Here is a 22442-nt window from a genome sequence, read left to right as displayed (position 1 = left end):
TTTTAGCAATTAGTCAAAACCAGGCTAATCATTTTCAAATTAGCGCTATTTGCGGCCTCCGAAACGTGCTCCTGACGGGCAGCCAGCTCCGCCTAACCCCGATTAGCCAATTATCCAAGCCCAGGATAATCGGCTAATCGACGTTAATGCTCACTGACTAATCGCCCTTCGTCGCACTCTGCTACATTTTCATTCCCATCTTATCATACGAACTCATTCCGGCCAGATGAAGGTCCTTGACGTCGATACCCCTTTCCTTAGCGAATGCGTTCATCAACGTGTCCATATCCATTAATTTGTACGTCTTGGGATGTGCTGGATCGTAAGCCTCAATCTGGGCCATCATCCCACCATCTTCGTGTTCGATGATGTGACAGTGGTACATGAAGACCCCCGGCTTATCGAACCGCACCTTGATGCGGACCGTTTCACCCGGGTTGACCCCAACCGTGTCCTTGTACCCGCGTTCGTTGGGGTACGGGGCCTTGCCGTTACGGGAAACCACTAAGAATTGGGTCCCGTGCATGTGGAACGGGTGAACCATTCCACTATCGGTCTTGTTATTGTTCTTCACGTCCCAAAGTTCGACGTTACCAACCTGTTGGCGAGCGTCGATCCGTTGCATGTTGAACTTCTTCCCGTCGATCATCACGTATTCGTCCATCCCGTCCATAACGACCTTGCGTACGGGCATGTTGGGCGTGACTTCTGGGTCGGGAATGTCGACCAAGTGGTCAGGCAACGTCACGTCTTCGCGTTGGTAGTCGTGAATCCGGAACTTAACCAATGGCGTATCATCGGAGTACAACGTGACCGTTTCGCCCGGCTTGACACTGCCAAAGTCCACGATGATTTCGGCTCGTTCCGCACAGGTCAACATCAGGTGGGTAAATTTAACGGGTTCCGGCATCACACCCCCGTCAGACGCCACCTGAGTGAATGGCAGGTCGTTACTAAAGTGTAACCGCCATTCACGCCGGTTCGCACCGTCCAGAATTCGGAGCCGTAACCGTTGGGTGGTAACGTCAAAGTACGGGTTGATGGTCCCGTTGATCATCGCCGTGGGGCCTTGGACCCCATCGGGATCGTAATCTTGATTGTAATCCCACTGGTTATCTTCGTGGAAGCGCCGATCCTGTAAGACCAACGGAATGTCGTCGACCCCGTAGTTTCGTGGAAACGGCAACTCCGCTTCTTGGTCGTCGGTCACCAGCACCATGCCGGCCAGACCGTGCCAGACCTGTTCGGCCGTTGATGGACACGGGTGGGCGTGGAGCCATAGCGTCGCGGCGGGTTGGTCGACCGTGAAGTCGATGTGCTTCGTTTCCCCCGGATAGACGGGTGCATGACAGCCCCCATCGGTGTACGGCCCGGGAACGTTTAATCCGTGCCAGTGGAACGTGGTGAGTTCGGGTAAACTGTTCTTCAAATCAATGTGCATGGTCTTCCCCTTGGCAAATACCAAGGTTTGACTCAGAAGGGAGGTGTTGTACCCCCAGGTCTTGGTCTTCTTACCGGGTAACAGTTGCGTTTCGCCGGCTTGGGCCTCGACCGTGTAATAAGTATCCGTCGCCGTTTCCTTATCGGGTTTCAACAGTGGTGGAATCCGTAACGCCATCTCGGGTGCATCAGCGACCTCCAACGGCACGTAGCCCCCATCGTGGGTGTTGTACGCTGGTTCGTCAAAGAAATAATCGGTATAAATTGGTTTAGTCATGTGGTTCTAGACGCCCCTTCCTCAGATCTATTGACTCGTGTTCCACTTTAATAATAACGCAATTTCGAAACGGCGGTGTAACCGTTTTTTTATGCGAGCGATTTCTCCGACGACTAAAAAAAGTCCGACACCTGTGGTCGGACTTTTCGTCAATCTTAAATTAGTTTAGAAATGAGGCCGAATAACGGTTACCGCCGTTACCGCGGCTAACAGACTCAAACCCGCAATAGCGACGAGACTGGTTTGGTCGTTGGTTTGCGGCAACTTCGCGTTCCGCCGTACCGTTTTAGTCTTGGTTTGCGTTGCCACGACTGGCTTGGCATGGTTGGCCTTCGTGATTGGCTTAGCTGCGGCCTTCTTGGCCGTGGTTGTTTTGCTCGTTGTGGGCTTAGTTGGCTGCTTGGTTGCGGCTTCCTTAGCGGCTGCTTCCTTTTCACGGACCGCTTCCTCTGCCGGCGTTTCGGTCCCGGTATCGACGTCATCGACCCCGGTTCCCGTTCCGGGATCAACAATGTCGATGTTCCCATTTTCGTCGATGTCCCCATCGCCGTCCTTGTCCTCGTTACCATCCTTATCTTCGTTGCCAACGTTGTTTCCGTTCCCAGAACCGGAATTACTGCTGGACGTGGAAACTTTCCCGTTGGCCTGTTCGGAGTTTGGCGTTCCCGACGTGCCACCCCCCCAGGTCATCGTCGCCTGGTTGGTGAAGACGTAACCGTCGTGGATCACGGACGGATCATCGACCTTAGTGTAGTAGTCGATGGCGTACATCCGGTCGATGGTGTCCTTAAATTTCAAGGTAAAGCCATCGCTGGTGTAATCCACGGTATACTGGTCCGCACTTAACGCTGGGGTTTCACGTTTGTAAGACGTGTTGGTGACCCAGTAAGCCGGGGAGACCGTGACGTCGTGAATCATGGTCTGGTTAGCCCCGATGGTGTCTTCCACCTTCAGATTCTTCATTTTAAGGTTCCGCCGGTTGACCAAGACCGTCCAACGCACGGTATCGTTATCCTGAATTTCACCCTTCTTGGAAAGGTTAGCCAGGTTTTCGACAATGTTGATTTTATCGGGGTGGTTGTTCGGGAAGTTCACGGCCTGTTCCCCATAATCGGTTCCCGCATATTTGGTGGCAATCTTCAGGTCCAAGACCTTATTGTCGAGGTTCTCCACCTTATCATTCAGGGTCACTTCAATGCTATGTTCACCCTTAACGACGCTCCCGGTCCCGATCACGGTCTTACCGTCGGGCCCCGTCACGTCGAAGGTGTCGGTCTTAGACGATTTTAAATTGTCAGGCAACGGTATCGTAACCTTGTCGCCACTATGTAGAGCGGTGTTGCCAAATTCTAAGTGATAGTCCACGTTGATGGTGTCCGCTACCTTAAAGTCCGGACCATTGATGACCTTGGCAGACGTGACGTACGGGCTACCGTCGATTGTGGCCGCTTGGGCCAGCGGTGCGTGGCCACACAGGGTCAACACCAGTAAACCCATCAAAGCGATTAGCCATTTGATGATACGATGGTCGTTTCGCAAAAAATCCCCTCCTAAAAATTGTTCTCGGGGTTAAGTATACGCGTGCAAGTCCCCCCATTTCAATAGCAACCCACAAACCCGTGCCAAATCATGTCCGACCAACAAAAAGGCCGCCGATTGACTCCACAATCGACGGTCAATACTTCTATTCTGTTAGCAAATTCGCGTCCCCAACGTCTGCATTTCCTTCTTTAAATCCAACTTAGACTTCTCTTCGGCCGTGTAGGTGATGAGCCCCACCGCACTATCCAGCATGCCGCTGTCGTCCTTTAAGACTAACTGGTTGTGAACCCGGTCGAGATTTAAGCCATTGCCCAGGTAGATGGCATCGTTTTGGTTAGTCCGTAACTGATAACCAGCGTTGTTCTCAATGATTAATTGGTAGTCGGGATCTTCGGCCGTTAATGCGACCAGCTGGAACTTATTCCCAATGGCACACGACCCACCGATGGTCGAATACTTGTTAGACCCGTCGTCGGTCACCAGCAATAAGATACTGCCGGCCGTCACGTGTGCTGCCAAATAGTCCTTCGCGGCGTCTTTAATCTTGATGTCCATGTGAAGTCCCTCTTTCTCTCTGCTTGCAATTAAATTGCGTACAATTATTTTATACACCGTTTGCCCCGTTTTGTAAACTCATCTGCTCACAGAAAAAGGGACTTACGGTTCCCCCGCAAGTCCCTATCGGTCAGTCCTGATACGCCCGTTGAATCAGCGCCACGACTTCCGTTTCCGATAAGTTTAATTTTTTAGCCTCACTGGTAAAACGACTCACGTACCGGTCGTAGAACTGGGCCCGCCGCTTCTCGCGGATCATCTCCGCCGCGTTGGCCGTCACGAACATTCCCACGCCCCGCCGTTTCTCAATCATCCCCGCCGTCACCAGCTGATTGATGCCCTTGAGAACGGTTGCCGGGTTGATGTGAAATTCTTTAGAGACTTCCGTGGTGGAAGGCACTTGTTCGCCCGCCTGATAGACCCCCGTGAAGATTGCTTCTTCAACCTGTTCGGCCACTTGTAAATAGATGGGTTCTGGACTATCAAAATTAAATCTCATGGCTTATCTCACATTCTTTTTGAACTCGTCTTAATCCCGAACGACTTCACGCGGCATCACTAAATTAAGGTATAACCCCAAGGTAATCACGTAGTAGATGACGTAAAGCCCGATGAAGATGGCAAAGGTGGTCCCAATTCCCAGGTACGGGCTCATGGGCTTGGCCATCAACGGCTTAAACATCTGTAACCCGAACAAGACATCGATTACTCCCATGATACCAGGAATTGCGAATAAAATCCCAATTTCTTTCGCCAGGCTCGCGCGCATCAACCCGCGCCGGACGCCAATCTTGTTCAACATGGTGTAACGCCGTAAATCGCCAGGTGCCCCGGATAAAATCTTGAACATCAAGCAGGACGCTAACATCGCTAGGAAAGCAATCCCAAGGAAGTACCCGATAAATTCTAACCCACCGAAGATCCCGTTCATCATTTCAAACGATTGGTAAGTTCCGATAGTTAACTGAGTCGACGCCTGGGGAAACCGGTGTTGCTCGCTGCGGTCCAGCTGCTTCAAAACCGCCATGTCGTCTGCCATGTGCTTGACGCGCACCGTGGTGACCCGGTACGTGGTCCCCTTAAGTTGTTTGAAGGCCGCCGCACTCACGATCTTCGGCGCCGCAAAGTCGCCCAACTTGTTAGGGTTCAACATGATGAAGTCCAGTTGCGTGACCCCGTCTTTTTTAAACTTCGCCAGCGATTCCGTATAGAACTGGGGCTTGCCGTTGGGACTACTCTGCAGACTCTTGATCTGTTGGAACGGCTGAGTCTTCAGTTCGGCCGCGTTGTAGTAAGTGGTCTTGCCCTGCACCTTTTGCGTGTAGGTGGCTTGATGAGCCACGTGCAGTTGGTTAATCAAGTGCTTTTGATGAGCGTTAGCGTCATGCACCGCCACGGTGTAGGCACCCAGAGAATCGGCGGTCATCGGCATCTGTCGGTGATAACCCGATCCCACGGTAATCGCCCCTAACGCCATGGCAAACAGTAACGAGACGATGGTCAACATCCGCGTGTAATCGTGCACCCGGAAGTTCAGTTGGCCCATCAAGAACCCGTTTAAGTGTTTCTTAGCCCACTTGGTGTGCCGTAATCCCCGAATCACGGCCAACACGGCCGCGTGGAACAACAGGTAGGTCCCTAAGGTAATCGTGACCAACGCCAGCGGAATCGCCGTCATTTGGAGGTGTTCGATGGCCGCCATGGCCCAGTACCCCACCGCCAATAAGCCGATTCCCACTAAACCGCCGATGAATTGCCGGAGGGGGCGACTCTTGGGTTGGTTCGCCTGTTGGTCGGCGTGTAAGAGTTGTTGGACCGTGGTACGCATCAGCCGCGTCAGGTTAAACAATGACGCTAGGATAAACAGGCCGATGTACAGCACCGCCGTAAACAGGATGGCTGGCAGGTAAAACGATGCCAAATGCGACAGGTGTAGGCCCAACTGGTCGAGTAAGAAACCGACCAGAAACTTGCTGACAACAATCCCCAAAACGATTCCGATGACCGTTGCAATGGTCCCCAAGATTAACGTTTCCAAGAAGACCAGTTGGCCGACCCGGCGACGTTTGGCCCCCAGCATCATGAATAGGCCGTAATCGTGCTGCCGCATGCTCAGCAAGAACGAGTTGGCGTACATAATGTAGACAATGGTGATCAACGCCAGTAAGACCGCCCCGAAGCCAAAGACCACGCTGGCAGATTTAATCACGGCGTTGGCCTTGATAAAGGCCTGGTTGGTCGCCAGGTTGGCGAACATGTAGAAGATGGCCGCCGACATGGTCAGCCCGGCCAGTAAGACCAGGTAATCCCGGCGCCGGTTCTTCACCCCGGCTAAAGCTAATTTCGTTAACATCTCTTCCGTCCCCCTATTCGCTAAACGTCCCCAGTTCAGTCAAGACCTGTTGGTAAAAGTCCTTCCGGTCCAGGTCACCCCGGTTGAGTTCGGAACCGATCTGGCCGTCCTTGATGAACAGGATGCGTTGGCAGAAGCTGGCGGAGAACGGATCATGGGTCACTAATAAAACGGACATGTGCTGATCGCGATTGATCGTGGTCAGTAAGTCTAACAACTCACGCGCGCTGGTTGAATCCAACGCCCCGGTTGGTTCGTCGCCCATCAGGATCGATGGTTGGTGAACGATGGCCCGCGCGGCGGCGACCCGTTGTTTCTGCCCACCGGAAAGTTGAGCCGGGTACTTCTTTAACAGGTCCGTGATCGACAGCGTCTCCGCGACCGCGTGAATCGCTTGATCCATGACCTTCGAGGCCGTCCCCTGTAGCGCCAGTGGTAAACCAATGTTTTCTTCAGCGGTCAGGCTTTCTAATAGGTTAAAGTCCTGGAAAATAAACCCGACTTCTTGGGCCCGAAAGTCGGAGAGTTGGTTGCTCCGCATCTTGGTGACGTCGTGACCGTTGACGATTACATCCCCTTTAGTGGGCGTATCCAACGTGGATAACATGTTCAGTAAGGTGGTCTTCCCCGACCCGGACGCTCCCATGATGCCGACAAATTCCCCCTCGGCAACCGAGAAGTTTAGGTCCTTCAAAGCGGTATACGGCCGTTCGCCAGCCTTTCCGTAGGTTTTTTCTAAGTGGTGTACGTCCACAACTGCGTTTGTCATTTTAAATTCCCCCGTTTGTTAGTTCACTGGTTAGTTACTTGTGTAATTAACTATACTGCCAAAATTCTAAAAGTCAATAAGTAATTTTTGCTAACCAGGATTAGAAGGTGCGATTACTAGGGTCACTAAGTCTTTGGGTGTAAACTTAATTTGTATTGAATGAACCAAGAAAGGAAGGATTTTTAGCATGAAACAACTTAACTTAGGTGGTACTGATTGGCAGGCCTCTGCTGTCGCCCTAGGTATCATGCGCATGGCCGATCTTTCAGTCGCCGACGCCGCTAAGGCTTTGGAAGCTGCTCACGACGCGGGCATCACCTACATCGACTCTGCCGACATTTACGGGGACGGTGCGTCAGAGAAGAAGTTCAAGGAAGCCTTAGCCGCCTCTAACTTATCCCGCGACGACTTTTACATTCAATCTAAGGGGGGCATCGTCTTAGACCCCGCCCGCAGTCACGACGGTCTGGTCTTCGGCAAACGCTACGACTTCTCCAAGCAACACTTGATTGATGCTGTCGACGGGATTCTGTCTCGCACGGGCCTTGATTATCTGGACGCTTTCTTACTACACCGGCCAGATCCGTTAATGGAACCTAACGAGGTGGCCGACGCCTTTAACACGTTACAACGTGAGGGCAAGGTTCGTCACTTTGGGGTTTCCAACTTTAACGTGCAACAGTATTTGATGGTTCAAGACGCCGTTGACCAGAAGCTGATGTTCAATCAACTCCAATTCGGCCCCGCCCATACCGGCATGGTTGACGCCGGCATGCACGTCAACATGGAAGACAAGTGGTCTGTGGATCATGACGGTGGTATGTTGGAATTCGCTCGGCGTCATCACGTCACCATTCAGGCCTGGTCCCCGTTCCAGTACGGTCTCTTCGCCGGGATGATCATTAACGATCCAAAATACCAGAAACTCAACGACGAACTGCAAAAGTTAGCCGACAAGTACGGCGTTTCCAAGAACGGCATCGTAATTGCCTGGATCTTACGGCACCCCGCTAACATCCAAGTCTTACTGGGGACTATGAATCCAGCCCACATCGCCGACAGTGCAGCCGGTGCGGACGTTACGTTGACCAAGCAAGAATGGTATAACGTCTACTTTGCAGCGGGCAACACGTTACCTTAAATCATGGTTAACTAAAGCTATTTCGAGTGATCACCTCTTGGGGTGGTCATTTTTTTCTACCAAAAAAGCCGTGACAAAAGTCACGACCTTTTTAATAGCTCCGAATGAAGGGACCCGCAACGTGCGTTAATGGACTGCCTTTAACGCCTAATGTCCGATCGAAACGCCCACCAATTAGTTAAATGGCCGAGTTTGGCAGCGGCCGGTTGAGTCAACTTTAGCCGACCGTGACGCCATTGATGATCAGTGGTTTTAACATTAAAGGGCCTTACCGTCACATGCTCGGTGAACGTGGTCGGTTGGTCATCGGCACTTAATCGATTAGTTCTCAAAACCTGGTGTGTCAGGGCTAACCGTTGCGTCCGCTGAACTCGCCCGCGAATGACCCACTGCTTATTGGCCGTAACGTATTGGCCATTAGTCAATTGATACCGGGTCGTTTGCCCGTGATGAACCCACCGCTTGATGCGGAGGGATTGACCCGGCCGGTAATGCTGGAGCCGGCCGGTAAACTTCACCGTTCGGTACCCGTTAATGCCGTGAGCGTTTAGAACCGTGATCACGGACGTGTGTTTAAGTCGAGCGTAGTACGTTGGGCGTACGTAAGCCAACCGCGTCGTTACGTACCCGACCAATCCGTAGGTCGCTGACTGGCGATTAATATCCCGAACTTTATAGCGTAGCGTCCCGTGCTTCGAAATCCCGTGTCCCAGCACCTCGAACATTGGTTGATGCGTCCGTGAGCGTTGGGCGTACCAGGTCAAACGCGTCCGACGACTAAAGTCTGGCGAGAGATACAGTCCCAGCTTCTTCACGCCGGTAATCCGGAACCGTTTGAAACGGGGATGGTCAGCCAGCAAATGATGGTGTTTACTCCCGGACGATTGGGTCACAAGCTGGTTCACCTTCCCGGTCACCTGTGGCTCGATCGACGCAGCAGTTTCCTCCGGCCGCCATGAATCCGAAGTGGTCACGGCGGTTGCCGCCGTGGTTGACTCAGCTTCGGTCGGGAGCTGGTCCTGAACTAACGAAGCGTCACTCCGACTAGTCATGATCGATTGCTCTTGTTGTGACGCGACACTCACGCTACCTGTAGCCGTAGAAACAAGTTCCGCCACGCTGTTCAACGTTTGTGACCGCTGCGTCTCACTTTGCGCGACCGTGGCTAAGGACGTCCATAAACTAGCATCTCGCTGCGAACGAACACTCAAACTAGCCAGGGCTTCGGCAACACTGCGTTGAGCTAACGACCGTTGGGCCGCACTATTGCCCATCAGTGTACTCGTTTCAGCGACAGCCTGATCAAGTAAACTCGTGACCTGCGCCTGTTGGTCGACGGTCACTGGACGGTGGGCTAATTGTAAACTTACCGAAGCCGTTGAAGCCTCACTCAGTTGACTTAACGTGGTTCCTAACGACGCCAACAAACTGTGTTCCGTCGTCACTAGTTGACTTGTCTTGGCCGCTAAAGAGGTCACAATCGATTGCGATTGACTGGTTAAGGCGGCTTGAAGCTGACTCCTAGAAGCTGCCAGCTGTGACGTTTGTGCCGTGGACTTCTGGCTTAACGATTGATTCCTTTGACTCGTCTGAACCGACTGGGACATCTCATTAACCATACTTCCCAGTTGGTCACTCAGGCTCGTGGCCGCTGATTGCCACCCCGAATGGTGTGGTTGGCCCACCAATTGCTCGGACACTAGGGCACTTTGACTCGCCAGACTAACCATTACCCGGTGAGACTGCTGGGCCGCCTCACTCTGTAATCGGCTGTCCTGAACCCGTAAGCTAGTCTGCAACGAAGTCACTGCCGATTGTTGTTGCAGCGCTACTGACACTTGGTGCTGGAGACTAGCCTCGGCCGTTGACGCCACGATCAGTTCACTACCAACCCGTGCCGAAATGGATTGGCTAGTCGCGGCCGAAATCGTTTGACTGGCAACTAAGGATAGACTGGCCTTGGCTTGACTCAACCCTTGTCCCACGGATTGCATAGCTTGACTGCTGGTCCGTAAGCTTTGCTGAGCACTGGTCAGTGCCGACAATTGGGCTTGCCGCCAGATTGACCGTTCCTGCGCACTGGCTTCGGCTAACGATGCCAACGACACTAGCGACCGCACGTATTGGGACTGTTGCGCCTGACTGCCAGCCGTCAGTGATACCCACGCGTGATCCTGAGTAAGACTCACACTGGTTTCAGCCACCGAGAGTAAGCTCAGACTAGCTTCAGCACTGGTCAACGCCAGCGATTGCACGTGATGATCCGTCTGCATTTGGTGAACCTGCTGTTGGAAATGGCCTACGTCGATGACTTGCTGATCGGCCGACTTAACGGCAGTTTGAAACTGCTGCATGGCGGAAGTACTTTGCTCGGCTTGGATGGTCACTTGCTTATTTGCAGAGGCCAGGTGGTCAGCCAACTCAGCATCGACCTGACTAAGCACTTGGTTGGTGTGGCGTTGTCGAGTCGCTAACGACTGGCTCGCCAGTAGGTCCCGTTCGGCCGTCACCGCTAAACTAGCTTGATGCACAATGACCCAGTCTTGGGCGGCTAAATCGCCCTGTTCTTGTTGGCTTAACGATTGTTGGGCGCTAGTTAACCCGCTCGTCTGACTGACCGTCACCACGGGTAACTGGCTGAGACTATGCTGGACCGTCAGCCACTCGGACTGCTGACTACGGGTAAATTCGGAACGTGCACTGAGGCTTTGGTCGATTAACGACTGCTGACTCGTCGCCTGGTTTGATGCTTGAACCGCCGTCGAGTTTAAGGCCGTGACTAAGCTGTTCTCAGCATCGTGAGTGGTCGCCCACTGTTGGGTATCAACGGTGGTTTGCGCCTGCTGACTTTGAGCAGCGTGGGTTAAAAGCTGTTGCTGATCGGTCATGGTCTCGACTTGTTGCTGGTCGGCAGCGTGTTGGGCTTGCTGCTTGGCCTGGACTAGCGCCACGCTAGCCGCAGCACTGGTCAAAGCCGTCTCAATGGTCACCGATAGACTATGGTTAGCCTGTTGAACGTCCGTGGTAACGGAGGTCAAGGCCTCCTTGGTGGTATCGTACCCATTCTGGAGGGCTTGCGATTGTTCTAAGTCCCGATGATCAGCTTGGCTCTGTTGGCTAGCACTGGTTTCTTGTAAGGAAAGGTACCTATCAGCAGTCGAGTTTAGCGTCGACTGCCCCGCCTGCATGACCTGAGTCATCGAAATCAGGGATTGCTGATTAGACAAGCTAACACTGGTCACGGAAAGAGATTGCAGCGCCAGGCTCGTCGACGCACTCGCTAACGCCGCCATGGCAAGCTTGGTTTGCGATTTAGCTTGTTGGGCGGTAACTTCCGCTACTTGTTGGGCAACGGAGGTGGCTTTTTGCTGATAATCCTTAGCGTCAATCTGGCTTTGAACGCGTAACGACGTCATCTGAGAGGCGATGCCAGTGAACTGACTTTGAACGGCCGTGGCTTGGGCAGCCAGGGACTGTTGCGAATTTCTGAAGCGATCAACAGAGTTTTGACTGGTTGCGACGGCTTGCGTTACCCCCGCTTCCAGACTTTCCGATTGCACCTTTAGCTGTTGCCGTTCGCTAGCATTCGACAAGGAAACGGCGCTCAGACTCGCCTCGGCGGAATGCAATTGTTGCCGTTGAATCGGCGTTTGAGTTGCCAATAAGCTTTGACTGACGGCCACCCAAGTGGATTGCTGAAGCCAATCTACCACGGATCGGTCACTCAAACTGACGTTAATGAGCGACCATTGCGCGCTAGTCTGGGCCACGGACAACTGTTCGGCCGAGTTAAGTGTTTGGGTTAAACTTTGTCGTGGTCCCGTTTGGGCTGCCCAATCGTGTATCTTCTGTTGACTATGCTGGGCCAGTGCTTGACTGGTCGTGATTAACGTGGTCTGGTTCGCCGCTTCGGTCTGTAGCATCGCGACCTGATGAGCCGCAACCTGTTGTTGGGCCGTCTCAATTTGCTTAACACTAGCAACCGATTGCGACGTTATTTCACTGCCAAGCGTTGAGGCGCTTGCAACTGCGTGCTGTAAAGCATGCTCGGCATTAGCGATAGTTTGCGCCTGTTGCTTTAGACTTTGTTGGCCGTTTGCCAATTGCGTTAATTGGGTCTTGGTCACGCTGGTTTCAGCGCTCACACTGCTTTCCTGTTGCGAAAATAGGCTATCATGTCCCGCTAACCACGCTGAACGTGCCGCCAGGCTCTCGCTAGCAGCCGACCCCTGCGCCAGATCGACTTGGACACTTTGACTGATTACCGACACAGATTGCTCGCTTAGACTAGCGGCGGCCGAGGTTAACTGTGCCGTTTGCTTCGCATTGGGCGTTACGAGCGCCTGACTGGTTTGACCGTAACCCACCCACTGAGTCTTCGCGTTCGCTAAACTCAGATTAAGGTCCTGGGAAGGCTGCAAAAGGAGTTCCGACAACGATGCCGATTGTGACTTCAATTGCGTCGATTGCCGGGCTAACTGTGCCACGCTTTGACTCAATTCCTTTTGACGCTGCGCGACACGCTTAATCGAGTTCTGTTGCTCAGCGACTAAGGCTAACGATTTTTGCGCGACCTGGGTCACTTGCAGGTTCCAGTGCTGCTGACGGGCAACCGCTTGTTGGCTTAAATCCTGCAACTGCGCCGCTAATTGGCTTCGTTGTTTAGCCGGTAAATTGGGTAACGCTAAACTGTGTTCTATCAGCGATGTGACGATTGAATCGAACGCCGTAGCCGCACTGAGACTTTGTTCAGCTAAGGAGGTTAGGGCACTGGTTTGTTTGACGCCCGATTGGGTCTGTGACGTTATTTGTTTGTTCAAACTTCGTTGCGCGTCCTTAAGTGGTGACAACGTGTTAGACGCTGCGGTTACTTGCGCCGTTAAACTAGTCGCCACGAACGTCAACCGACTATCCCGGGCACTCAACGACCGAACCAACTCGCTTAACGACCGGCCACTGACTGACAAATCATTCAGTGAAACGCCAATCGTTGATTGAACGCTGGCCGAATGGTCCGCCCAAAAAAGTTGACTCAGACTGTGCTCGGCTGTGCTAACGCTAGCTAGCGTCTGTCGGTCAGTCCGGGATTGCATCGCCACACTGTTCTCAGCTTGCTCCGCGGCTTGTTCCTGACTAGCTAAGGCTAGACTATGATCACTGATACTAGCAATCGCGGCGGATTGACTGGCATTAATCAGTGATCCTTGAGAGAGCGAAACCTTCAGGTGAGCTTGACTATTGCCAACGGAAACCTGGGCCTGCTGCTGACTATCCCGTATTAATTGTTGTTCTTGAGTGCTGATGGACTGACTCGCCGTCACCAAATCACTTAACGATTGACTAATTTCGGTTGTCAGGTGCGGGTCGGGTTGCGGCTCTTGGGCAAGGCTGAGCGAAGCATCTGAAGTCACTGCTAAAGCACTGGCCACGTTATCGGCGGTCGACTGATCGTTAGCCTGGGTCAACGTTAATGAAGCTAAGGCAGATTTTTCGGAGGCTTCTTGCGCCACCAAACTCGTCCGTGCAGACGTTCCCGCACTCATTTCCGAAGCAATCTGAGACGCCCAACGGCTGGTTGAAGTTGAGCTATCAGCTAGGCTTTGAGCTGCCCGACTACGCGATCGTTGGCTGGTTTCTGCAAGGGCCTTCGACTGTGAACGTTCCGTGGTTAGCTGATCCTGCGCGGATTTTTGTGCGGCCTGCACCGCTTGTGACCAGCTACTCAGACTGGCCTCGCTCAAAGAAACCTGCGACACCGTGGCGGAATCAACTACTGGATTGTCACTCGTCGACTGCAATGCTTGTGAAACCAGGCTAGTTTGCCCGGCCGCCGTGCGTGACTCAACAGCCGACGTGCGCGATCCTAGTAGGCTCTGGTCTTGTGAGACCCGACTGGATAAACTGGTCGCTTGGTCCGTCAATGAGGTCAGTTGCCGGTCATCCGACAACGACTGCTGACTTAGGGTCACTTCACTGGTCGAAACGTTCGCTAACTGACTCATGGCCGAAACGGCCAAATCGCTAACCGAATTCTCCCCCGACTCTAATTGACTAATACTTCCCTGTTGATCCGTCGTAGAGGTCGTGGCGGTGAGCGACTGTTCTGGGGTGACTACCTCGACCGTGGTCGTTGCCGTCACGCTTTGCTGACTAGTCGGGGCTTGTAACGTGAGTTGAACGACCTGCTGGCCGGCTTGCTGCCAATCAACGGGGCCCATCGTCACGTGGCTAAGTTCAATGGGTTGGCCTTGGGAATCGGTGGCCGTTACGACTAGGTCTTGTACGTCCAGTGGCCGTCCCACCACGGTTACCGCCGGCTTCGTCTTTAGCTGTGGCAATAATCGACTGTCACTAGTCGCCGCCACGTGTAAGGTGCCCAGTATCTGCGTTAACTCCCCGACATCCGGTAAGGCGTACTTGGGCGCGGTCGCCGTCAGCTGCGTTTGCAATTGTTGATAGACCTGCTGGGCCCCCACCTTATTCAAATGATAGGTAAAATCGCCCGTCCGCGTCCCGTTATTGTCAACCGTTAACCACGATGGTGCGATGGTGATGGTCTGGCCGGTCGTCTGGTCCGACCAATGCGGCGTGAACCGGGTGCCCTTCAGCAGAGTTTGAGCGTCCTTTCCGTTAAACGTGACTTGTTGCTCAGCCAACCCACTCTGCTCAAGGGTCGTTGCCCGTTTGTATTGAAACGTAACCGTGGTTTGTCCCGCTTTGAGCGTTTGGATTTGGGTTGGGGGGGTAGCAATCCAGCCGGCTTTCGGTTCCGGCGCTTCTAAGGACACATCCTGCCCCTTTAACGTTTGACCCGTGAAGCTAGTGGTCTTAAAGGCCGTTCGATCCGCTGAGTTAGCCGCTTCCAGCTTGACGATCACGGGCGCCAACATGGCCGTATAACCGGCCTTGAAAAGGTCACCGGAGTGTAAGTCTCCCTGGTAAGGGGCACTCAAATTGGCATAACGCTTAACACTTTGATCCCCCCGTGCGCTATTGTTGTTCGCGTCCACCCCGGCGTCTTCAGCCTGCGGGATAAACCCCGTAGCCGAATTTTGATAGTGTTGCTGGGCAAACGCCATGCCCGCGTTAAACATCTGATTGGCTAAACCTAACTCCTTTTGATAGGCCGTCCGATATTGACTAGTTGCGAGTTTTTGCAATAGAGCATCATTGACGAAATAGTCCGTTCTCACATTTAAGAAATTCAGGTCTGACTGCTGTCCCTTAGGATTCCCGGACAAGATATTAACAACCGTGTCATAAAAAAAATCATAAGCTTTACGTCCTATCTGCTCATCATCAATAATTTTTGATGATCCCGTTTTTTCCGTTAGAACCTGTTTATCGGCCAGCATCATACCGCCATATGGTGAATTCAGTTGGCGTAAGAACTTGTAGATGATGCTGTAATTATTTACGGGTTGTTGCGTCCCGTCCGCCAAACTAGTGTATTGATAACGCTGTTGGTTCCGCTCGATGTCCGCATCGGTCGCCTGCGGGTTGGCCTGATAATCCCTTAGGACTCCCTGAATTGACTTGTAGGCCGCCTGGTAAATGTTAGTCAGAACCGCCCTAACTCCCGTACTTTTACGCACATAAGGAGTATTCGTTTTGGGATAAACGTGTTGGCCGCCCTGCAATATCTGATTGAGCAGGTCTGTCGAAATCGGATCATTAGACCCATTGAACAATTGAGCGATATTGGTCATGACATCGTCAATTGGTCGCTGCGCCTGATTATTTTGGGCATCGTATCCCGCCTGGCGAATGACCTTGGAAACGATCTTCTGGTACCACGCGTACCCAGCTGCCTCCGCAATTCGAGACAATTTAACCGATGAAGTCGTATTTAAAATAGCTTCTGGATTTTCTTCATTATAGCCCTGAATATCCTTATAACTTGATTCTGAATCAACCGGTTTCGTATCGTTCCAAAAATTTTTGAGGGCCTTATTCGCCCCAATCGTCCAGTTACGCTCAATCGCGTTCTGGGCGTTGGCCCGAATCGCTTCGTAAACGTTTTGCACAATGGTCGTTCCTAAAACGTCGCTTAGCCCAATTCCCTTTAAAAATTTGGTCATATTACCGTTGAGGTTCACCGCATCACTGAGTTTAGCCGGCGCATAGTCTTGATCCCCAATGTGCCCCCCAATCGCCCGGACGTCCGCCAAGGCCTGATGGGCAATTCCGTTGATGACGACCGGGGCCACAATGGAAATGTAATAGTTAATCGCCGTAGCCGTCTTGCTGACACTTTCGGCGGCCAGATTATTGCTGTTTTGGTACGACAGGATGTTGTTCGCGTAGTTGGGCGTTTTCCAGATTCCCTGGGCCCAAGATAGGCCGACATTGATCGTTGTGCTCGCCGTTCCTAAAAGTCCGCCCCCGGTCAACTGGCTACCGTCATAATTACCATAGTTGATCAGGCCGTCCGCCACGTGGGGATCACTTGATAGGGCCTTAGCCTTGATTCCCGCCGCCCATTCACTGATCCCCCGGGTAAATGCCCGCAAGTAATCAGCATACCCCAAGTTAAAATCGTGGTAAATCAGGTGCGCCGTTTGCGGCGTTGTCGCCTCACCGTTATACCAGACGGGCGTCCCGTAAGCATCGTCATACTGGAAGTTTTTTCCCTGATAATAGAGGTCAATCAAGTTCGAGATTCGCTGGATATTAGCGGTTATTTGATTGGAAATCGCCCCAACAAATCCCAAATTCCCGACAAGGTGGGTAATACTGTTCGCCCCGGTTGAATCGAACTTATTGACAATGCCGTCAATCTGGTCCCGAGCGGCCTGCGTTCCTTTATTGTACGATGTTTGGTTGACTTCCCCACGGTTCTGATCGATGGTTTCAAACGGTAGAGCGTAGGCCGCAGGCGCGCTCACCGCCGTGGCAGCGCCACGAAGCTGGGCCGTCACGGACGTTGTCGCTTGGCTCGACTTGTCCGTAACCGAAGTGGTCGCCGGGGCGACTGCGGGACTTGCCTGGCTAGTCGTTGACGTCACCGTTGCTATCGTGCCTTCAGTCGCGGTCGCAGACGTCTTAGTCTCCCGGGATGTCGCTAAACTTTGCGACCCTTCCAACGATTGGCTCACACTAGCACTAGGTAAAGCAGCGCTCTGTGACGTGGCCGGAATCGTTGTCGACGTCTGGGTGGCCGTGATCTGGTCGACCTCGACCGTTTTCCCCGTGCCAGGAGCTGGGGTTTGGGCTTTAGCGGTCGTTCCCACCAAGGTGCTCCCCCCTAAAAGACCGCTCAAAAGTGAAATACCCGCGACTAGCCACCGTCTTCCTGCTTTATACATCTTAAAATGAGTTTTACAATTACTTTGAAATAACGCCGACTTTCGCTTGGGGGTTAAACCATTCATCTCTGTCGCTCCTTCTCCAGTCTCCCTTACTCATACCGATAATACCATGTTCCCCGCGAGATGGGACGGTTAGCGCTGTATAACAAAATCTATAAACGCTGATATAAAAGCATTTATATCACGTGGATTCCTCTGCATAACTGTTTATCATCCTGTAATAAGATCTATTATGGATAAAATAAATTTATAAATATTACGTCTCATAAATTTTATGCCGCTTTTTTACCAATCACTTTTCATTGCTCGTCAAATTAGTCCATCACCTAAACTAAATAGTCAAAACGCAGTCACTACTCTTCCAATCACGAAATAAGTTTAAAAATTCCTCTTGCCTTTTTCCAATTTGGTGTTATTATGAAGTTGTTCTTAAGGGCGAGTGATTACTCGCTCGACAAAATGAAGGGAGATCTTATTATGTTTACCACCAGTTTTTGGATTCTAGCTATTTGGTTGATTGTTAACGGAATTTGGACCTGTTTTGCGACGCATAATCAAGCTCTCATGAAGTGGTTTGCTTGGATTAACGTCATCGCCATCGTCTGGGGATTTTGGGCCTTCTACGGTGCCGCCAGCGTGGCCGCACTGTCCGGTTGGTTCTTGACGGTCAACTGGGTCAACGTCATTCTCGCGATTTGCCAGTTCTACTTGGGCTATCGTCAGGGTGGCCACATCGCTCAACAGCACTAAGCTCAACCCCCTCACGCTAAAACGGGTAACGCCTGACAAGACGTTACCCGTTTTGCTTATTTTCAGCTAAAATAGACCTAAGATTTAGTTAGGAGAAATGTCCCATGCCCAATAAAAAAATTCTTGCTGAGTTTCCCGCGGCGGTCAACGCCACTAAGGACCTCACCCAAAAACAAAAAGATGTTCTCATCACCAGTATCCAGCTTTTCGCCAAACAAGGTTACGCCAACACCAGCACGCACCAGATCGCCGTGGCCGCCCATCAATCCGAAGGCACGATGTTCAAACACTTCAAATCTAAAGCCAATATCTTGCGTATCGCCTTAGAACCAATCATCCACCAAATTATTCCCAACGTCTTAGAGGAACTCAAACAAGAAACCTTAAAGCAACCCATGACCAATTTGCACGATTTTTTAGAATTCTTTGTCCGTAACCGAATGGCCTTTGCCGATGAAAACCAAGATGCCATTAAGGTCTTCTTCAGCGAGTTGCTCTATAACGAAACGTTACGGCAAGAATTTCTCGCTGGGGCCCCCGCCACCTTCGTCGACACTTTTCGCACCGTCATTCAAGATTTCCAACAACGGGGACTCATGGTTACGTGGCCCTTCCCCATCGTTTTTCGGCACATCATGTCGATCATTGGGGGCTACGTCATCGATCGCTACATTCTGTTTCCCGACCGCCCTTGGGACGACGATGAACAAGCCCACTATCTAGTGATGGAATTGGAGAAAGTTCTCAGCGTTTAACCCCGTGCTATACTAAGAAGTAACTTAATCAAGGAGGGGTTCCTATGCCCGAAAAAACCTACCATATTGGGGTTGAAGCCACTATCGACGTGATCGGTGGTAAGTGGAAACCGGTCATTTTATGTCACTTACGGCACCAAACCATGCGCACCGGCGAGCTCTCCCGGGCAATTCCCCAAATTTCCCAAAAAATGCTCACCCAACAATTACGCGAACTGGAACACGACGGGATTATCACCCGTCAGGTCTTCAAACAAGTTCCGCCTAAGGTCGAATACGCGTTATCCCCTTATGGTGAAACCCTGGTTCAAATTCTTCACGAGCTCTGCTTATGGGGTGAAGACAACGTTGAACGTCGGCAAGCTAACGGTGAAGACGTTCAGATCTTAGACCGGGAAAATGTGCCGAATTAATTAACCGTTTATCGAATGATTAATTAATTTTGCGAGTCGGCACCTTATCAGTTGACTATCTCTCAGCGCTTTTGTACGCTAAAATCAGCTAAAAAACTGGAGGGATTTAACATGTCAATCGATCCACGCCGTGCTCAAGATGTCTGGAAAGATGCCGGGGAACACGTTCAATTCACCGTTTTAAAGTTCAAGCGTCAAGCTCCACAACACGAACGCGAAGTCTTTCAAGAATTCGCTGACCGCTCACAGGCCATCGTGCGTTCCTTGAAGATTCGTGATGCCAAGCCCGAAACTGGGTCCCAACTCAAGGTTTCTATCGGGATCAGTAACGCCGCTTGGGACTACCTCTTCCCGGATGCTCCAAAACCGGCTGAATTGGAAACCTTTACGACGCTGAAGGGTCCCAAGTACGAGATGCCCGCTTCCGAAGGGGACTTGTTCTTACACATTCGGGCCAGCGATAACGCCGTGGTTTATGAAGCCCAAACTCAATTCCGGCGCGTGCTCGAAGACGTGACGACCGTGGTTGACGAAACTCAAGGCTTCCGTTACTTCGAAGGCCGGGCCATCATTGGTTTTATCGACGGTACCGAAGCACCAGCCATTGAAGATGCGGCCGATTACGCCTTAGTCGGCGACGAAGATCCTACTTTTGAAAACGGCTCCTACGCCTTTGCTCAGAAGTGGCAACACGACATGCCCGTCTGGAACCACTTGAAGACCGAAGAGCAAGAAAAGGCCGTGGGTCGCGAAAAGTTCAGTGACTACGAACTCGACGACGCCGACAAATTCAAGAACGCCCACAACGTGGCTTCTAAGTTCACTGAAGATGGTGTCGAACAAAAGATTGTGCGGATGAACGTGCCTTATTCCAATCCGGCTGGTGGCAATACCGGGACCTACTTTATCGGTTACGCCCGGCACTGGAAAGTTACTAAGGGCATGCTGACTAACATGGTAGAAAAGGGCGACTACTTGTTGTCCTTCTCCAAATTGTTATCCGGTCAAGCCTTCTTCGTACCGGCCCGCGATTTACTGGCTAAGATGGCCGACGACGAGTTCCATTAATTGCTAATTCTGTAACCAAATAGCGATCACTGCTTTAATTGACAGTGATCGCTATTTTGATTAGTTATTATTAGTTTAGTAACCTTACGAGAGGGAATTACGGTTAATCGTCACGACCGCGTGCTTAATCGTGGCGGTAGCCCGTACTGACGAGGAGACCGCCTTCATGTGACTAGCCGCTGATAATTTAGACTCGGCGGGAATCGTCCCCTTAGCTTGCATGGCGGCCACTTCCTGACAATCAATCGATTTGATGATTTCTCCCTTCAGGGAATCACCATCGACCGTTTCCGAATTGACCGTTCCCCGGTCAATTAAATCGTCTACTGCGGCGAGAGCGGCGGCCACCCACGTCTCACCTAACCGACGAGACTGTGGTTTGTCATCACGCAGAGCTGCTTGTTGTTCTGGGGTTAACCCGTTCATCATTGACCGCCTCCGTTAATCTACCTCGTCCAGATTTCATCTTCAGTCTAGCACATCTTTTATAACTAAAATTATATTCACCCGAATTAAGCTCCCCCAATTTAGGTCGTTTGGATAGGAAAATGGTCACTCAGATAACCCTGAGTGGCCATTTTTTATCGCCTGATTACAACAGGTGTTCTCCCGCTAAAAGATGCTGCTGTGTAGCATCGACGTACCGGTGGTTTGCGGTGACGTATCCGCCAGAAACTCGGTAACGGAGTGTGCCATGATTACTGTAGTCCCAACCGAAGACCCGAATGGTTTGTGACCGCGTGTAATGGTGCCCCGCTTTGGCGTGGAAGTTCACGTCGCGGTACAGGTTGGCCCCGTACGTGACGGTCATGCGTTTCGGATACTTCAAGCGCCCGGCATAAACAAATTGTTTATTAGTCGTGATGTAGCGTCCGTTAGTCAGCTGGTAACGCGTCGTCAGGTTGTGCTTAACGATGCGCTTAACCTTCAGTTGTTGCCCTTGCTTGTAATGGGTGACCTTACCCTTCAACTTGGCGGTGCGGTAACTGTCGATTCCCCGTGGATTCAACACCGTCACGATCTTGAGCCGATCCACTTTCGTATGGTAGGTCCGCTTCAAAAAGTTACTTCGCGCGGTAATGTACCCCGTCATCCCGTAAGTCTTTGAGTGTCGGTTCACGTCCCGAACGTGGTAACGCAAGACACCATGAATCGAGTGGGCGACCCCGATGACGACAAATTGAGGTTGCCGCGAACGTGGTTGTTTCGCGTAAAACTTGAGCCGATTTTGCTTGGTAAAGGTCGGCTTACGATACAGACCCAGCTTTTTCGCCGCGGAAACGCTGAACCGTTTGAAGTGGGTTGGCCGCGCTAGGGCACTGCCTTCTTCTAGACTTTCGGACAAGACTTTCGACTGACTCGTCGATGTGACCAAACTTTGACTGACTGATTTAGAAGTCGACATAGCTTCGCTTTGTGCTGATTGACTTATACTTTGCGAAGTCGCAACACTTTGTGAAATTGATAAGCTACGTGAGATTGATTCTGATTGTGATCTCTGGCTTTGAGACAATGACTGACTAGTCGAAGTGAATGTACTTAACGATAACGATTCACTCGTTGAGGCTGATTCACTTTCTGAAACGGATAACGACTCACTCGTCGAAGTCGATTCACTTTCCAAAACAGATAACGACTGGCTCGTCGAAGTCGACGTGCTTAACGATATCGATTCACTTGTTGTAACCGATGCACTTTCCAAAACGGATAACGACTGGCTCGTCGAAGTCGACGTGCTCAACGATATCGATTCACTTGTTGAGGTCGATTCACTTTCCGAAACGGATAACGACTCACTCGTCGAAATCGATTTGCTTTCCGAAACGGACAACGACTGGCTCGTCGAAATCGACGTACTCAACGATATCGATTCACTCGTTGAGGTTGATTCGCTTTCCGAAACGGATAGCGACTGGCTCGTCGAAGTCGACGTACTCAACGATATCGATTCACTCGTTGAGGCCGATTCGCTTTCCGAAACGGATAACGACTGGCTCGTCGAAGTGCTCAATGATATCGATTCACTCGTTGAGGTCGATTCGCTTTCCGAAACGGACAACGACTCACT

At 51.7% G+C, this 22442-nt stretch carries 15 protein-coding genes; 6 read left to right on the top strand and 9 right to left on the bottom strand.

The window, feature by feature from the left end; genetic code table 11:
- Positions 1-181: 181 nt before the first annotated feature.
- From FD25_RS00515 to FD25_RS00490, 6 genes are all read right to left on the bottom strand, one after another.
- The gene (locus FD25_RS00515; RefSeq protein WP_057800641.1) at positions 182-1717 is read right to left on the bottom strand and encodes a multicopper oxidase family protein; all 1536 of its coding nucleotides are present in this window, start codon (positions 1715-1717) and stop codon (positions 182-184) included.
- 165 nt (positions 1718-1882) lie between these two features.
- On the bottom strand, positions 1883-3256 hold the full coding sequence (locus FD25_RS00510) for a collagen binding domain-containing protein (protein ID WP_057800640.1): 1374 nt from the start codon (positions 3254-3256) through the stop codon (positions 1883-1885).
- Positions 3257-3409: 153 nt separating this feature from the next.
- A complete protein-coding gene (locus tag FD25_RS00505) occupies positions 3410-3814 on the bottom strand; it encodes an iron-sulfur cluster biosynthesis family protein (protein ID WP_057800639.1) in 405 nt (134 codons plus the stop codon).
- 130 nt (positions 3815-3944) lie between these two features.
- The gene (locus tag FD25_RS00500) at positions 3945-4313 is read right to left on the bottom strand and encodes a GntR family transcriptional regulator (protein ID WP_057800638.1); all 369 of its coding nucleotides are present in this window, start codon (positions 4311-4313) and stop codon (positions 3945-3947) included.
- Positions 4314-4343: 30 nt separating this feature from the next.
- Positions 4344-6167: an FtsX-like permease family protein gene (locus FD25_RS00495; protein ID WP_057800637.1), complete on the bottom strand. Its 1824-nt coding sequence runs from the start codon at positions 6165-6167 to the stop codon at positions 4344-4346.
- Positions 6168-6180: 13 nt separating this feature from the next.
- Positions 6181-6936 carry an ABC transporter ATP-binding protein gene (locus FD25_RS00490; protein WP_057800636.1) on the bottom strand — a complete coding sequence of 252 codons (756 nt, stop codon included), beginning with the start codon at positions 6934-6936 and terminating at the stop codon, positions 6181-6183.
- A 187-nt stretch (positions 6937-7123) separates the two neighbouring features.
- Here FD25_RS00490 and FD25_RS00485 point away from each other — a divergent pair, with 187 nt between their 5' ends.
- Positions 7124-8077, top strand: coding sequence for an aldo/keto reductase (locus tag FD25_RS00485; protein WP_057800635.1), 954 nt, complete (start codon positions 7124-7126; stop codon positions 8075-8077).
- A 140-nt stretch (positions 8078-8217) separates the two neighbouring features.
- Here the strand turns inward: FD25_RS00485 and FD25_RS00480 are convergent, their stop codons facing one another.
- A complete protein-coding gene (locus tag FD25_RS00480) occupies positions 8218-17451 on the bottom strand; it encodes a DUF5776 domain-containing protein (protein WP_083484031.1) in 9234 nt (3077 codons plus the stop codon).
- Between the two features lie 414 nt (positions 17452-17865).
- On the opposite strand from FD25_RS00480, the gene FD25_RS00475 reads away from it, so the two are divergent.
- The 4 genes from FD25_RS00475 to FD25_RS00460 all read left to right on the top strand — a co-directional run bounded on the left by FD25_RS00475 (position 17866) and on the right by FD25_RS00460 (position 20374).
- Positions 17866-18138: a hypothetical protein gene (locus FD25_RS00475; RefSeq protein WP_057800633.1), complete on the top strand. Its 273-nt coding sequence runs from the start codon at positions 17866-17868 to the stop codon at positions 18136-18138.
- Positions 18139-18242: 104 nt separating this feature from the next.
- Positions 18243-18893: a TetR/AcrR family transcriptional regulator gene (locus FD25_RS00470; protein ID WP_057800632.1), complete on the top strand. Its 651-nt coding sequence runs from the start codon at positions 18243-18245 to the stop codon at positions 18891-18893.
- 44 nt (positions 18894-18937) lie between these two features.
- Positions 18938-19306 (top strand): winged helix-turn-helix transcriptional regulator, encoded by a 369-nt coding sequence (locus tag FD25_RS00465; RefSeq protein WP_057733722.1) that lies wholly within the window; start codon positions 18938-18940, stop codon positions 19304-19306.
- Positions 19307-19417: 111 nt separating this feature from the next.
- Positions 19418-20374, top strand: coding sequence for a Dyp-type peroxidase (locus FD25_RS00460; RefSeq protein WP_057800631.1), 957 nt, complete (start codon positions 19418-19420; stop codon positions 20372-20374).
- An 84-nt stretch (positions 20375-20458) separates the two neighbouring features.
- On the opposite strand, the gene FD25_RS00455 is transcribed toward FD25_RS00460, so the two are convergent.
- Positions 20459-20803 carry a hypothetical protein gene (locus tag FD25_RS00455; RefSeq protein WP_146999945.1) on the bottom strand — a complete coding sequence of 115 codons (345 nt, stop codon included), beginning with the start codon at positions 20801-20803 and terminating at the stop codon, positions 20459-20461.
- Between the two features lie 163 nt (positions 20804-20966).
- On the bottom strand, positions 20967-21779 hold the full coding sequence (locus FD25_RS00450) for a DUF5776 domain-containing protein (protein ID WP_057800629.1): 813 nt from the start codon (positions 21777-21779) through the stop codon (positions 20967-20969).
- Between the two features lie 124 nt (positions 21780-21903).
- Between FD25_RS00450 and FD25_RS00445 the strand changes: the two genes are divergently transcribed.
- Positions 21904-22442 (top strand): MSCRAMM family adhesin SdrC (locus tag FD25_RS00445; RefSeq protein ID WP_235807906.1); only part of this gene is annotated, 539 nt, incomplete at its 3' end.

Origin of the sequence: Levilactobacillus acidifarinae DSM 19394 = JCM 15949, assembly GCF_001434835.1 — a bacterium.
Classification (GTDB): domain Bacteria; phylum Bacillota; class Bacilli; order Lactobacillales; family Lactobacillaceae; genus Levilactobacillus; species Levilactobacillus acidifarinae.
Note: the sequence above shows the minus strand (reverse complement) of the source record. Positions and strands in the feature narration are given on the sequence as shown.

What these genes read in the sequence shown, in the direction of transcription:
- FD25_RS00515 (WP_057800641.1), bottom strand. Translation starts at nt 1,717, where the DNA reads ATGACTAAACCAATTTATACCGATTATTTCTTTGACGAACCAGCGTAC.
- FD25_RS00505 (WP_057800639.1), bottom strand. Translation starts at nt 3,814, where the DNA reads ATGGACATCAAGATTAAAGACGCCGCGAAGGACTATTTGGCAGCACAC.
- FD25_RS00500 (WP_057800638.1), bottom strand. Translation starts at nt 4,313, where the DNA reads ATGAGATTTAATTTTGATAGTCCAGAACCCATCTATTTACAAGTGGCC.
- FD25_RS00495 (WP_057800637.1), bottom strand. Translation starts at nt 6,167, where the DNA reads ATGTTAACGAAATTAGCTTTAGCCGGGGTGAAGAACCGGCGCCGGGAT.
- FD25_RS00490 (WP_057800636.1), bottom strand. Translation starts at nt 6,936, where the DNA reads ATGACAAACGCAGTTGTGGACGTACACCACTTAGAAAAAACCTACGGA.
- FD25_RS00485 (WP_057800635.1), top strand. Translation starts at nt 7,124, where the DNA reads ATGAAACAACTTAACTTAGGTGGTACTGATTGGCAGGCCTCTGCTGTC.
- FD25_RS00480 (WP_083484031.1), bottom strand. Translation starts at nt 17,451, where the DNA reads ATGAATGGTTTAACCCCCAAGCGAAAGTCGGCGTTATTTCAAAGTAAT.
- FD25_RS00475 (WP_057800633.1), top strand. Translation starts at nt 17,866, where the DNA reads ATGTTTACCACCAGTTTTTGGATTCTAGCTATTTGGTTGATTGTTAAC.
- FD25_RS00470 (WP_057800632.1), top strand. Translation starts at nt 18,243, where the DNA reads ATGCCCAATAAAAAAATTCTTGCTGAGTTTCCCGCGGCGGTCAACGCC.
- FD25_RS00465 (WP_057733722.1), top strand. Translation starts at nt 18,938, where the DNA reads ATGCCCGAAAAAACCTACCATATTGGGGTTGAAGCCACTATCGACGTG.
- FD25_RS00460 (WP_057800631.1), top strand. Translation starts at nt 19,418, where the DNA reads ATGTCAATCGATCCACGCCGTGCTCAAGATGTCTGGAAAGATGCCGGG.
- FD25_RS00455 (WP_146999945.1), bottom strand. Translation starts at nt 20,803, where the DNA reads ATGATGAACGGGTTAACCCCAGAACAACAAGCAGCTCTGCGTGATGAC.
- FD25_RS00450 (WP_057800629.1), bottom strand. Translation starts at nt 21,779, where the DNA reads ATGTCGACTTCTAAATCAGTCAGTCAAAGTTTGGTCACATCGACGAGT.